Source organism: Kitasatospora sp. NPDC002551 (assembly GCF_040296005.1).
In the GTDB taxonomy this organism is placed as follows: Bacteria; Actinomycetota; Actinomycetes; order Streptomycetales; family Streptomycetaceae; genus Kitasatospora.
The window spans coordinates 257572-270520 of sequence record NZ_JBEOWI010000001.1 but is presented as its reverse complement, the minus strand read 5'-3'; the positions used below and the strand labels follow the sequence as shown (position 1 = coordinate 270520).

Genomic DNA, 12949 nt, shown 5'->3' with positions numbered 1-12949 from the left:
CTGCGGCACTCCGCCGCCGCCCCTCCCCGGGGGGATCTCGGATTTGGAGTTCATGTGCGAACTGATACGTCGTCGGACGTGGTGCAGGGAATGGGCCGGGCCGAGCTGCTCGCGCTGCCGGTCGCCATCGACCTTGACACCGCCAACCGCGCCATCGGGCTGGGCCGCAGCAAGGGCTACGAGCTGGCCCGCCTCGGCGACTACCCCTGCCGGGTGCTCCGGCTGGGGAAGAAGTACCGCGTGATCACCGCAGACCTCCTGCGTCTGCTCGGTATCGAGGATGCGGCCGGCGGGAACGTGGCGGCTGATGCAGCTTGACTTGGCGAGAACCCGTTCGACAAGCCTGTCTGCTGTGGGCGGACTTGCCCGTTTGGAGTGGATCTTCCCGGCGTGTGTGCGTAGGTTCGTGGTCCCTCGGCGCCCAAGGTCGCCGATGGATCGCCGCCAACGACTAGGCCGATCCTGCGAGTTGAGCGTTGACGGCTCGCGTGCCCATCTGTCCCCGGACATGCAAAGGCCCCCGGTGCTCGAACACCGAGGGCCCGCAAGGTCCAGAACCGCCCTTCCATGACGATCGACCGCGGTGCAGGGTTGCAGCCCACGTGCACCGAGGAAGGACCAGCGTGCCCCAGCGTACGGCGTCGCACCCCTGCGTCGCACCTGTCTCGCCCGCCGCCGCCCCGAAGACGGGGTGGTAGGCCAATGGCGCGCATCCGCACCATCAAGCCCGAGTACCCCGTGTCGGAGGACTTGGCCTCGGTGTCCCTGGGCGCCGAGCGTACCTTCGTCTGCCTGCTCACCCAGGCCGACGACGAGGGACGCCACCGCGACAACGCGGCTGTCCTCAACGGCGCCTTGTGGTCGCTGCGGCCGGAGCACACGGCGCTCGACACCGAGGACGAGCTGCGCCAGCTCGCCGAGACCGGCCTGATCTGCCGGTACACCGGCTGCGACGGCCGCCAGTACCTGCACATCGCCAAGTGGCACGAGCACCAGAAGATCTCCCACCCCACCGTCTCGCGCCTGCCCTCCTGCCCGGTCCACGAGACGGCGCGCTGGTGCGGCAAGTGCAAGGCCAAGGGGTGCGCGCGCCCGGCTCGGGAGAACTTCCGGAGCGTTCCGGAACTGCTCGCGACCGTCTCCGAGCCCCTCCCCGCCAAGGTGCCCGGCTCGGCCGGTACCGAGTCCGCCCACGTCGGGGCCGTGCCGGTGCCCGAGACGGCGGCTCCTGGCGAAAGTGCAGGTCAGGCCACGTCTCCGGAGTCTCTCCGGAGGGTTCCGGAGAACGTCGTGCCTGGACCATGGACCGTGGACCATGGACCTACCCCTGAAGGGGGCGGCTTCGCCGCACCCACCCCGGCACCCTCACCGGCATCACCCGGTCGGGACGGCTCGGTGCTGGTCGGCACACCAGCCGCCCAGCCCTCGGTGAACGCGGGCGACCTGGTGGCCGAGTACGTCGCCAGTTGCCCGAAGCCGGTACCGGGAGGCGTGCGGGGCCACCTCGGCAAGGTCATCAAGGGCCTGCTGGACGGCGGCACCAGCGCTGACGACATTCGCGCCGGGCTGCGGCTGTACGCGGCGAAGCCGATGAGCCCGAGCGTGCTGCCGAGCATGGTCCACGAGGCGATCAACGCCCAGCCCACCGCGCCCTCCCGCGCCGGGCACGGAGCCGCCCGCGCGCCCTACCAGCCCTTCGCCAACCCGGCCGACGCGCGCGCCTACTACGAGGGGGACCTGTGACCAGCCTGCCCAACCCCCGCCGCACGGACGGTCGCGACCCACAGCCGGCCTCTGGGGCCATCCTCCGTATGGAGCGGCTTCTGGCCGCCAAGGGCATCAACCCGGACCGGCCACTGCACGACACCGACCAGCCTTCCACTGCGCTGGAGCTGGCGGACCGGTGCATCCCGCCGCGCTACCGGCTCGCCGAAGCCGACCACCCGGAGGTCACCACCTGGGTCCAACAGGTCACCCTGGCCTGCCGACCCGGCCCCGGCGGCACCCCCGGCATTGCCCAGGGCCCCTCGCTCCTTATCGCCGGACCCACCGGCTCCGGCAAGACCCACCAGGCGTACGGGGCGATCCGCAGCCTGCTGAAGGCCGGGGTGCGCCTGCGCTGGAACAAGCTCACCGCCACGGAGCTGTACGCCTCCCAGCGTCCCCGCCAGGGAGTCGACACCGAGCGGGAGATGCGCGAGCTGATGACCTGCCCGCTGCTGGTCATCGACGACCTCGGCGCGGCCAAGGCGTCCGAGTGGACCGAGGAACTCACGCTGCGGCTGGTCGATCACCGCTACGAGCACCTGCTCCCGACGATCTTCACCACCAACCTGGCGCCGGGCGAGATCAAGACCGCCCTCGGCGACCGCACCGCCTCCCGGCTGGCCGAGATGTGCGAACGCGCCATCCTCACCGGCACCGACCGCAGAAGGCGAACCGCCGTCTGACCGGCACATTCGCCCGCGCATTTGCGCCCACCCCGCCGTAACGCTGCAGGCCCACCGGGCGCGTCCCAGGACGGAGATGGCCCGAGACAGATGCGCGCATCGTCCCGAGACTGAACGCCGCCGCGTCCGTGCCCCTCGGCAAGCCGAGCCCGCCTCTGCTGTATCCGCACCGACCCACGGGTGCAACGGCAAGACGGCAAAGACGGCAATCCAACAGCACCCTTTCAATGCAAGGACGTCCACCGCATGCCCACGACGCCGCTGGCCAACCGCCCGACCGGCTCCGGTGCTTTCGCCCGCACCACCATCACCCTCGTGATTGCCGCCATCTCCGCCCTGGCCTTCGCCTTCTCCTTCGGTAACGTCTGGGCACTCGCGCTGCGGCTCGGCATATCGCGTCCGGTCGCACCGCTGATCGCCCCTATGGTCGATCTCTCCGTCGTCGGCCTCCTGGTCGCCCTCCACCACCTCGCCGCGACCGGCACCGACCCCGCCCAGCTCCGCCCGGCCATCCGTCTGATGCACCTGTGCGGCCTGCTCACCCTCGCCCTCAACACCACCGAGCCTGTCCTCGCCGGGCACTACGGCCGCGCCGGCCTCGACGCTGTCGCACCCTGCCTCCTCCTCGGCTGGGGAATCGTCAGCCCCGGCCTCCTACGCCTCCTCCACGCAAACCCCGAAGCCCCCGCTCCACCGGTCGGCGTTCAGCCTCTGAACAGCGTCACCGTTCAGAGTCTGAACAGCAGTGCCGTTCAGAATCTGAACGACGCTGACCCAGCGGGACCGATGCCGACTGGGGTCGACGCCCCGGCGCCGCAGCCACCGAAGCCCTCCCCGGAGGTGGCTGCCAGGCAGGTCGGGCCCGTCGACGCCGTCCTTGCCGGGAATCGGGAGCCGGCGTCGCCGATCAGGCGGGGCCGTCCGCCGGCCGCGACCATGGACCAGCTCCTCGCGATCGCGCGGCCCGCCGTCGCCGAGAGCGGCACCACCCTCACCGTGGTCAAGAACGCCGTACGCGCGTCCGGGACGCCGATCTCCAACGACCGCCTCGGCGAACTCCTGCAGCTCCTCAAGGACGAGCAGGCCGCCGGGCAGCCGGAGCCGGTCATGGCCCACTCCGGGGTCGACTAACCGACCGGCACACCACAACCGGCTCGCCCGACCCGGCCGGTCCGGATCGGGCGAGCCCTCCTTCGCCGCGCCCCTCCAGGTCACCGGAACTCCTGCATCCCGCCATCCGGATATCCGGCACTTCCGGCCGCCGCCCCGAAACACCGCATGTCCGGGACCTCCGAACCGGGTTCCGCCCGGAAGCATCGCCGGCATTTCCCACCGAACCTCCGACCCGGCCGTCACCGCCTGTACCGACACGAAACAGAGGCCCCCATGACCGACCCGCAGCACGACCACAACCCCGGCAACGAGAGCACCGAGGTGCCTGCAACCAGTGGCGACAAGCCCCGCCGTGGTCGGTTTCTCGCCCAGGTCACGCGGGCGCTGAGCCGGGGAGGCCGGGGGCAGGATGACGACGGAGCAAGCTGGGGCAAAGTCCACATCGCCGTTGGCGACGCGGACTTTGCGCTTGACCCCGCCCCAGGGGTGGCGGGGCGGGACCGGCGCGAGGGCGCGCCGGACCAGGAGGTTGTGACCGAGGGCGGCCACGACCAGGACGAGCTTTCCGAGCCCGACGTCGAGCCCGTCGATGCCGACGTCCGTGTCGTGCGTGAAGCGCCGACCGTGACCATCGCCGAGTTCCTCCACCTCGGAGTTCCGGAACTCGACCGCCCGGCCCTTCCGGTGGACGATCACATCGTTCCGATTGCCGAGCGGATGTACCGGCCGCGTTCCGGAACCGTCCGCACCAAGCAGGTGACCTGCTCCGTGGAACCGGCGGAGAAGGACTTCATCGACATCGCCGCCGCCAAGCTCGAACGGTCGCGCTCCGCGTTCCTGGCGGACAGTGCCATGAGTGTCGCGCAGGAGGTCGTGAAGACGGGCCGCCCCGACGGTTTCGTCCCGCTGCCCGACCGGCGGGCCGTCGATCACCTCACCGTGTTGCTCGGCACCCATCAGCGGGCGATCAACAAGGCCGGCAACAACCTCAACCAGCTCATGGTCGAGATCTACCGGGGCGAGATCCCCGAGCGCGCCATGGAGGTCCTCAGCGCCCTCGACGCGTGCGCGACCGAGGCCCGCCTCGCCTACCAGCGTGTGGCTCCGGGAGGCCGCCGTGGTGCCTGACGTCTCCACCGGCTCGCGCACGCGCGGCCTGCTCTCCTACCTCTTCGGCCCCGGCCGGCGCGACGAGCACACCGACCCGCACATCGTCGCCGCGTTCGCCATGCCCGGCCTGCCCGACCCCGGCCGATCTCCCCTCGACCAACACCACCAGCTCCTCGACCAGCTCGCCGACTACCTCGACCAGCCCGTCCGCGCCCGCGAGGCCCGCCTGGGCCAGAAGGTGCCGCAGCACGTGTGGCACTGCCCCGTCCGCACCGCGCCCGGCGACCGCTACCTCACCGACGCCGAGTGGGCCGAGGTCGCCCACCGGATCGTCAACGCCACCGGCATCGCCCCCGACCAGGACGACAAGGGCTGCCGGTGGATCGCCGTGCGGCACGCCGACGACCACATCCACATCATGGCCACCACCGTCCGCGAGGACGGCCGCCGACCCCGAAACAAGGGCGACGGCCGGCGCGCCCAGGCCGAGTGCCGCAAGATCGAGAAGGAACTCGGCCTGCGGCAGCTCAACTCCGGCGACCACACCGCCGCGCCGATGCCCACCAGCGCCGAACAGGCCAAGGCCCAGCGCGCTGGGCACCAGCAGACCGCCAAAGAGTGGCTGCAGGTCCAGGCCCAGGCCGTCGCCGCCACCTCCCGCAACGAGCAGGAGTACTTCTCCACCCTCACCGCCCTCGGCATCCAGCTCCGCTACCGCATCGGCCCCGACAGCGGTGACGTCCTCGGCTACAGCCTCGCCCGCCCCGGCGACGTCAACGCCCAAGGCGAACCCGTCTACTTCGGCGGCTCCAAGCTCGCCCCCGACCTGTCCATCAACCGCCTCCGCGAACGCTTCACTGCCCAGCAGCCCACCACGCCCACCCGCGCCGTGGGCGAGCCGGACCGGTGGCGGCAGGCCGACACCGCGCTGCGCGAACTCCGGTTCGTCTTCCCCGGCCGGCACGACACCGACGAGAAGGCAGGCGGCGGAGTGCCGGAGGCGTTCGCGTCGGACGCGGTCGTCCAGGCCCACGCCGCCGCGTTCGGCGAACTCCTCCACACCGCCGCCCTCACCGCACCCGCCCACGCCCGCGCCGAACTACGAGCCGCCGCAACCTCGTTCAACCGCGCCAACCGCTCCCGCGTCCGCGCCGAACACCAGCAGGCCGCAGCCCTGCGCACGGCCGCCAAGGAACTCCTGTACACCGCAGGCTCGGGCCAGGACGGCGACGCAGCCGCAGCCCTCCTGTCCACCGCCGTGTTCGTTCTCATCGCCATCGCGCACTGGCACCAGGGGCGAGGCCACCAGCAGCAGGCGGCAGCGGCCCAGCAGGCCCTCGTCCACCTGCGCACCGCCTACCGGCACACCGCCGAACCGGTCGTCGCCGACCTCACCCGCCGCACCCCCACCCCCAAGACCACCGACCGCCTTGCAGCTCACGTCCAGACTGCCGTCCCGGACCACGCCCAGCGCATCCTCGCCGACCCCTCCTGGCCCGCCCTCGCCACCGCACTCGCCCAGGCCGAATCCTCCGGCCAACCGCCCCACCGCGCCCTCGCCGAAGCCGCCCGGCAACGGGAGTTGACCACCGCCGACCGCCCCGCCGAAGTCCTCCTCTGGCGCCTCCGGCACGCCACCGCAGACCGCATCGACCAACGCGCCCACATCGCACGCGCCCGCACCGGCAGCCGCACCACCACGGCACCCACGTCCACGACGCCCGCCGCCGCGCCGACCGGCATCCAGCCCGCCCAAGACCCCGTCCGCCGACGCTGACCAACCGAGAGGAGTCAGATGCCACGAGCCCCGCCCCCTGCACTGCCGTGACCGCAGCCCAGCCCGGCACCCACGCCAGCCGCCCCACTCCCGGGGGCACCATCCCGTGCCCCCGGCCCCGCCCTACCAAGGAGCCCCATCTGAAGATCCACCCGTACGCCGACATGTTCCCGCTGCTCGCCGAGGACGAGATGCACGACCTCGCCGAGGCCATCAAGACCCACGGCCTGCTCGAACCGATCGTCCTCGGCCCCGACGGCGTCCTCCTCGACGGCCGCAACCGCCTGGCCGCCTGCGAACGCGCAGGCGTCACACCGACCTTCACTACCTACACCGGCACCGACCAGGTCGCGTACATCCTCTCGGCCAACGTCCACCGCCGACACATCAGCGCAGGCCAGCGCGCCATGGTCCAGGCCATGTACCTTTCACTTTCGGGACACTCGCTGCGGACCCACGCCAAGCTCCACGCGATCAGCCGGACCCGCCTGTCCCTCGCCAACACCGTCCTCAAGACCGCACCCGACCTCGCCGACCGCGTCCGCGACGGCAAGCTCCCACTCGACACCGCCGCCGACATTGCGCGCGAGCGCAAGGCCAAGGCCGACGCCGAACAGGCCGCGTACGACAGCCTCCGCCGGTACGCCCCCGACCTGGCCGTCCGAGTCACCGAAGGCGACCTTGCTCTCGACGCCGCCACCCACGAGCTCGGGCGGAGGCAGGACGCCGTCCACCGCGACCAGGAGCGCCTGGCCGCGATCGCCGAGCGCTGGGACACCCTCCAGACCCTCGCCAACAAGCCCGACAGCCTCCACACCCACCAGGTCCTCGACGGGCTCACCACCGACCACCGCGCGCTCATCACCCGCCTCACCATCTGCGAGGCCAGGTGCGGCGAAGTGGATCAGGCTGCCTGACCCACCCTGCAGGACCAACGACCAGACTGCGATGTCGATTTGATGTCATCTACGGCGGCCGGGAACACCCCGGCCGCCGTACGTCTTGTGGTGTCGCTGAACCCCGTCACCGGCCGAAGGGCACCACTTGACCAACCCCAGCCGCGACCACCGACCCATCGTCCGAGCCGTCCCCCACACCGACGATCTCGATGCCCGGGGATGGACCTGCGGCCGTACTTGCTGCTGGTGTGCCACGTTCCCCAGTGGTGTCCAGCCCCAAGACCACTGGTCCGCCGAGGCCGCCGATGATGTCCGACTTCAGCGTGCGCAGGGCCGCCACTGGGGGCGGAGGGCCTCACCGTTCATACCGCAATGAACAACTGCGGCAGCTTGTTCAGCTCGGTCCTCGCGTCGCGATGTCGCTGGCGCCGGTCAGACTCTGCCTTGGCCGCCGCCGTCAGCTCGTCTTTCAGCATGTCGTACGTCATGCCCCAAGCGTCGAGCTCTGCATCGAGGTTGGCGAGCGCTGCGGCAAGCTCGGAGTCAGCCTTGGCCGCCGACTCGCGTTGCCGACTGAGCTCACTCTCGCGCGACTCCGCGGTTTCGAAGCGCCCGAGTGGCTCTGAAGCCTTTCGCAGCTTCTCCGCGAGCCCCGCTCGCTGCTGATCGGCTTGGAGCTTCTTGTCCGCTGCTTCCACAGCAGCGTCTGAAGCAAATGCCATCACACGAAACCCGAACATGTGTCCAAGGCTGCGCTCGCCGATATGGCGGGAGTGGTATTTCTCGCGCGTCAGTGGTGCCTCTTCGACAGCCCCATTGATCCACTCCCGAACCAACCCATCGAGGAAGCGATCGGCCTCGTCGGGTCGGAAGTCAGTGGGGAGTCTCCGCCGGTCTGCCTGTGGGTCGAAGTCGGGAACGTCGTACACCCTGCTTCGCAGAAGTTCGTCCCCGCGCTGCCAGACGTAATGCTTGTGCGCTCGTGCACCATCGCACTTGTCGGGGTGGTAGTTCACAAACCCCCAGGGCTGGCCGTTGACAGTCCCATCATCAGCGATGAGCTGTTCATCACGGAGCTGGCGAAAGACAGCGAGAGTGACCTGTTTCCCCGAGATGCTGAGAGTCTTCACCTCTACTGCCGCTGTGTTGATCGTAGCGTTGTGGACGGTCAACTGCTTGGCCATCAAGCCCCCTTCGACATCGAAGTTCCAGGATGCCGCGATCTCTGACCCGTTGTGGGCATGTCGATGTTTTCACTCACCGACCGGGTGGGCTGCAACCGTTCACTGAGTGAGGGGGCTGGTTGTTCAGCGAGTGAGCAGGTCAAGATTCGGGCTCAGGCGGCAGCAGTGAGTTCCCGCGCCCGTTCCGCGAAGTCCACCACCAGACGGTGACCGCCGAACGGCTCCATGCGGCGCTGGAGGTCCTGGACGGCTTCGACGGTGCGAGAGGACTGCACCTGCTTGGTGAGCGAGAGAGTCCGTACACCGGCAGCGTGCGCGGCTTCAAGGTCGTTGCGCTGCAGGTGCGAGACGGCCAGCGCCGCCTGGGACATCGCGCCGCGCCGGGCACGCTTCTGCTGCCGGGCGTGGTCGATGGAGAGACGGGCGTGTTCGGCCGCGTGGTCGGGCTGGTCGAGGTCCCGGAAGGTGTTGGCGTGCTCGCCGTGGAGGTAGGCGGCGTCGATGAACTTCGCCCACTCGCGCTCCTGGTCCGGCTGGACCCGCTCGAAGGCGTCCTCGGACCGCATGATGGCCTGAGCGGCGCCGACCTTGTCGCCGAGCTTGGCCAGGGCACGAGCTTCCAGTGCCCAGAGATCGGCGAGGCAGACGGGAGAGGAGACCCCGGAGAGTCCAGCGCGGCCGGCTTGGGCGAGCCGGCGGCCTTCGTCCGGGTGGCCGAGCAGGGTGGCCTGGTCGGCCATGCCCGCCAACACGTGGGCGCCGAGCGCGAGGTTGTGCGACTCCTCGGCGAGGCGAAGGGACTGAATCAGGTAGCGCTGAGCAGTGCCGTGCTCGCCGTTGTCGTAGGCCATCCAGCCGAGAAGGTACGTCTGCTCGGCAGCGGCCTCGCACAGCGCCCGCCGAACCTGCTCGGTGTAGGTGCGGCGGAGGAGCGGGTAGACGTGGGCGTTCATGTACTCGGCGAGCGCGAGGCGGCCGGAGCCGCCGCCCTGGAAGATGTCCATCTGCTGGAAGGCGCCGAACATGTTCCGCACCGCTGTCACGTCTTCCAACCGAACCTGCGGTCCGGAGATGGTCGAGGACTGCTCCAGCGCGCTCAATGGCCAGTCACGTGGGGAAGCGACGCCAGCGACGGCGGCGAACGGTGCCAGGGCCATGAACTTGCGACGATCCACGTCGGTTCTCCCCAGGTTGGTGACGGCTTCCACGGTTGTCGGCGGTCACGCAATTCCCCACCCCAGGCCACTTGGGCGTCACGAAATTCCCCACCCCCGCGATCACGATTCCCCATGGGGACGGCGGTCACCAGCGGTGGGTCGGGCGGTCCGGAGCCGGTCCTTCCTGGGCTGGTCCGGTGCGTGTCCGCCGGCCCCTTGCATTAGGCATCTGCAGCTGATTCCTCGGTGCTGCCCGTATGCCAGGTGACGGCGTTCTCGGGCTGTTCGCGGGTGGTTCGAAACGCGTTGACCGGGTGGTTGGGGTCTGGGTAGCCGAAGGAGATGCTGGCCACCACGCGCCGGTTGTCCGGGATGCCGAAGTGGTCGCGGAGGAAGTCGGAGTAGGAGGCGAGGGCGGCCTGGGGTGCCGTGGCCAGGCCGAGGCTGTGGGCGGCGAGCAGGAAGGTGTTGATGTAGAGGCCGCAGTCGACGGCGCCGTACACGCCGAGGTCCGCCTCGGTGGTGATGATCGCGACGTGCGGCGCGTCGAACAGCTCGAAGTTGCGCAGTAGTTGCCGCAGGGTCCGCTCCTGGTCGCCCTTGGCGATGCCCAGGCTGCTGTACAGCTGGAGGCCGCATTCGCGCCGACGCTGGCGGTGGATGCCGGTGTACTGGGCGGGGAAGGGGAAGTCGGGGGCGGCGGGGTGGCGCTGGACGTGCTCGAGGAGTCGGGTGCGCAGGTGTTCGGTCGCGGCGCCTTCGGTGAGGTGCACGTGCCAGGGCTGGGTGTTGCACCAGGAGGGGGTGCGCTGGGCCAGGTGCAGTAGCCGCTCGATGGTGTCCCGGGGGACGGGGTCGGGTCGGAACTGGCGGCAGGTGAAGCGGTCGGTGAGGATCCGGCTGAGCGCCTCGTGCAGGTCGGTGCCGGTGCTGGTCGGGCTCAAGGGTGGCCTCCGCCGGAGCTGTCGGTCTCGTTTCGAGACCGCACACTAGCCGGGTCGGTCTCGTTTTGGAACCGCGGGGGTAGAGTCGGGGCGTGCGTTACGAAGACCTCGCCGACCTACCGTGCTCGATCACGCGCCCGCTGGTGATCCTCGGCGACCGCTGGACGCTGCTGATCCTGAAGGCCTCGTTCGCCGGCGTCCGCCGATTCAACGCCTTCCAGAGCGCACTCGGGATCTCCCGCAGCCGACTGCAGGACCGCCTCGCCCGACTGGTCGAGCACGGCATCCTGGCCCGGCGGCAGGCCGACGACGGCGACCACGTCGAATACCGCCTGACCCGCAAGGGCCACGACATCTACCCGATCCTCATGGCGATCAGGGACTGGGGCGACACCTACATGGCCCCCGACGGGCCGCCCGCGCGCTACCGGCACCGCGACTGCACCGGCGCGGCCCACGTCAGGCTCACCTGCGACACCTGCGGAACCGACGTCACCGCACACGACATCGCACCCGAGCCAGGACCGGGCATCCTCGCGCACCTCAGCCAGCCCGGGCCGGGGCCAGTCCGCTGACGGACAACCCGAGTGATCAGACCGCATGTCTTGATCCGTGGTGACAGCGACCCCAGCAGTACCAGCAGCGACGGGCCATCAGCTCGATCGTCGCGCGGCGCGAGCACACCGACCCAGTCGAGCATCTGGGGAATTTCGTGACCGCGGCGGTGGGGAATTGCGTGACCGTCCACAACGGTAGCCGCGTAGGCGGAGTTGTACACCAGTGACGGTCCACTGACGGAACGTCGGCAAGATCGGATACGGGGTCGCCCGGCCTGCCCCTCGCGCTGCTGGTCATGTCACTTGGCGTCCGAGCACAGCGGAGATCGCCCGCTCGTGGATGAGGCCCGCACGGATGAGCCGGGCGACTGGCGTAGAGCAGTCGACGATGGTGAGGTGGTTGGCGGCCGGCGAGACCCCGCCGTCGAGGATGACCGCCGCCTTGACATCGTTGGCGTCCAGGAAGTCCTGGACCTCCCCGACCGTGATCGCCGGGCCGGGCGCGTCGACACCTGCGTCGCCCGAGATGTTGACGGTCGTGGCGGCCACCGGGGTACGGGCCGCAGCCGCGAGGGCGCCGAGCGGGCCCGACGAGATGGTGGTGAGCGCGGGTGCCCCGACAGCGGGGTGCTGTTCGCCGACCTCGGTGCTTTGCCAGGGAAGGAGGATGGCGAGGTTGCCGGGCCAGAAGGCGTCGGCCAGTCGCTTGGCCTCGGGGTGGATGACGAACTGCTTCTCGCACTCCTCCAGCGAGGGGAGCACGAGCACGAGGGACTTGGTGCGTGGTCGCTGCTTGCCGTCGAAGATGCTGTTGCAGGTGGCCAGGTTCGTGGCGTCGGCACAGATCATGTACCAGCGCTCGGTGGGCACGATGACGAGTTCGCCGGCTTCCAGCGCGCGGGCGGCGGCGTCGAGCTGTTCTGCTGGGATCGGTCGCACAGGTATCCCTCCGTCTTGGGAGTCAGTGGATGGGCTGGGTTTGATGCCGGCTCCGCTGGGCGTTCATGCAGCCTGCGGCAGGCCCTGGTAGTCGAGCCACGGGTCCTGCAGTGCCTGAAGACGTCGCGACGCGTGGTCGGGGTGTTCGACGCGGAAGTACGCCATGATCCGCGGCTCGGGGCCGAGGTTGCGGCCGACGGCGTGGGGGACGAGGTGGTGCATCAGCAGCAGGTCTCCCGGTCGGCCGAGGAACGGGGTGCCGGCCTGGGCGTCGATGTCCGAGGGCACCTGTTCAGTGATGCCGAGCGACCACTGGGTGCGGAACCACTCGGCCATGGGCAGGTGCCCGCCCGGCTGGTAGCGCAGCGCGCCGGCCTGCGGATCGGTGATGTCGGACAGCACCACGCAAACCAGCAGCGAAAAAGTCCGTAGCTCCTCGGGGTCAAGGTGCGGGCAGGCGACACCGTCCACGTGCATCGCCTTGTCCGGCTGGCCCTGTTCGAGCTGGCCGTCGGGGATACGGATCTGGAGCTGCACAGTGGAGACGGGCCGGAGGTCGCCGAGCAGGTCTTGGGCGAGTTCGGCGGCCGGGGACTCGGCGAACAGCGCGAGCAGGTCGGGGTGGCTTCCGAGTTCCGGGGCGAAGGTCCGCTGCGTGTAGGCGCTGATGAGCGCGGGGTTCATCGACTCGCGGTACCAGGCGGTGACCAGGTCGCGGGCGCGGGCGATCTGGTCGACGGCGACGGTGCCGCGCCTGACGAGCAGGCCGTCGCGCATGAAGGCGTGCTTCTCTGCGGCGGTGAGGGCCACGGGATCTCC

General features: G+C 70.0%; 13 protein-coding genes. 8 read left to right on the top strand and 5 right to left on the bottom strand.

Annotation, left to right across the window (positions count from 1 at the left end):
• Positions 1–90: 90 nt before the first annotated feature.
• The 7 genes from ABT093_RS01175 to ABT093_RS01145 all read left to right on the top strand — a co-directional run bounded on the left by ABT093_RS01175 (position 91) and on the right by ABT093_RS01145 (position 7367).
• The gene (locus tag ABT093_RS01175; RefSeq protein WP_350559201.1) at positions 91–318 is read left to right on the top strand and encodes a hypothetical protein; all 228 of its coding nucleotides are present in this window, start codon (positions 91–93) and stop codon (positions 316–318) included.
• 384 nt (positions 319–702) lie between these two features.
• Positions 703–1743 carry a hypothetical protein gene (locus ABT093_RS01170; RefSeq protein WP_350558491.1) on the top strand — a complete coding sequence of 347 codons (1041 nt, stop codon included), beginning with the start codon at positions 703–705 and terminating at the stop codon, positions 1741–1743.
• Positions 1744–1811: 68 nt separating this feature from the next.
• Entirely contained in the window at positions 1812–2450 is a 639-nt protein-coding gene (locus tag ABT093_RS01165; RefSeq protein ID WP_350558488.1) for an ATP-binding protein, read from the top strand.
• 180 nt (positions 2451–2630) lie between these two features.
• Positions 2631–3581, top strand: a complete 951-nt coding sequence (locus ABT093_RS01160) for a DUF2637 domain-containing protein (protein WP_350558485.1) — start codon at positions 2631–2633, stop codon at positions 3579–3581.
• A gap of 255 nt (positions 3582–3836) precedes the next feature.
• On the top strand, positions 3837–4691 hold the full coding sequence (locus ABT093_RS01155; RefSeq protein WP_350558482.1) for a hypothetical protein: 855 nt from the start codon (positions 3837–3839) through the stop codon (positions 4689–4691).
• Positions 4681–6450, top strand: coding sequence for a relaxase/mobilization nuclease domain-containing protein (locus ABT093_RS01150; protein ID WP_350558479.1), 1770 nt, complete (start codon positions 4681–4683; stop codon positions 6448–6450). Before ABT093_RS01155 ends, ABT093_RS01150 begins: the two co-directional genes overlap by 11 nt.
• Positions 6451–6497: 47 nt before the next feature.
• Complete coding sequence (locus tag ABT093_RS01145; protein WP_350558476.1) at positions 6498–7367, top strand: ParB/RepB/Spo0J family partition protein; 870 nt, start codon at positions 6498–6500, stop codon at positions 7365–7367.
• Between the two features lie 344 nt (positions 7368–7711).
• Here ABT093_RS01145 and ABT093_RS01140 read toward each other — a convergent pair whose 3' ends face one another.
• The 3 genes from ABT093_RS01140 to ABT093_RS01130 form a co-directional block, all read right to left on the bottom strand.
• Positions 7712–8533 (bottom strand): hypothetical protein, encoded by an 822-nt coding sequence (locus ABT093_RS01140; RefSeq protein ID WP_350558473.1) that lies wholly within the window; start codon positions 8531–8533, stop codon positions 7712–7714.
• Positions 8534–8685: 152 nt separating this feature from the next.
• Positions 8686–9741, bottom strand: a complete 1056-nt coding sequence (locus ABT093_RS01135; RefSeq protein WP_502884095.1) for an NsdA family TPR-like regulatory protein — start codon at positions 9739–9741, stop codon at positions 8686–8688.
• 170 nt (positions 9742–9911) lie between these two features.
• Positions 9912–10634, bottom strand: a complete 723-nt coding sequence (locus tag ABT093_RS01130; protein ID WP_350558470.1) for a nitroreductase — start codon at positions 10632–10634, stop codon at positions 9912–9914.
• A 92-nt stretch (positions 10635–10726) separates the two neighbouring features.
• On the opposite strand from ABT093_RS01130, the gene ABT093_RS01125 reads away from it, so the two are divergent.
• Entirely contained in the window at positions 10727–11209 is a 483-nt protein-coding gene (locus tag ABT093_RS01125; RefSeq protein WP_350558467.1) for a winged helix-turn-helix transcriptional regulator, read from the top strand.
• A gap of 276 nt (positions 11210–11485) precedes the next feature.
• On the opposite strand, the gene ABT093_RS01120 is transcribed toward ABT093_RS01125, so the two are convergent.
• A complete protein-coding gene (locus ABT093_RS01120; protein WP_350558464.1) occupies positions 11486–12130 on the bottom strand; it encodes an L-threonylcarbamoyladenylate synthase in 645 nt (214 codons plus the stop codon).
• A gap of 63 nt (positions 12131–12193) precedes the next feature.
• Positions 12194–12940, bottom strand: coding sequence for a phytanoyl-CoA dioxygenase family protein (locus ABT093_RS01115; protein WP_350558461.1), 747 nt, complete (start codon positions 12938–12940; stop codon positions 12194–12196).
• Positions 12941–12949 lie beyond the last annotated feature (9 nt).

Bases quoted from the DNA above. Each gene is read 5' to 3' on its own strand.
- ABT093_RS01175 (WP_350559201.1), top strand. From the start codon at position 91: ATGGGCCGGGCCGAGCTGCTCGCGCTGCCGGTCGCCATCGACCTTGAC.
- ABT093_RS01140 (WP_350558473.1), bottom strand. From the start codon at position 8,533: ATGGCCAAGCAGTTGACCGTCCACAACGCTACGATCAACACAGCGGCA.
- ABT093_RS01170 (WP_350558491.1), top strand. From the start codon at position 703: ATGGCGCGCATCCGCACCATCAAGCCCGAGTACCCCGTGTCGGAGGAC.
- ABT093_RS01155 (WP_350558482.1), top strand. From the start codon at position 3,837: ATGACCGACCCGCAGCACGACCACAACCCCGGCAACGAGAGCACCGAG.
- ABT093_RS01165 (WP_350558488.1), top strand. From the start codon at position 1,812: ATGGAGCGGCTTCTGGCCGCCAAGGGCATCAACCCGGACCGGCCACTG.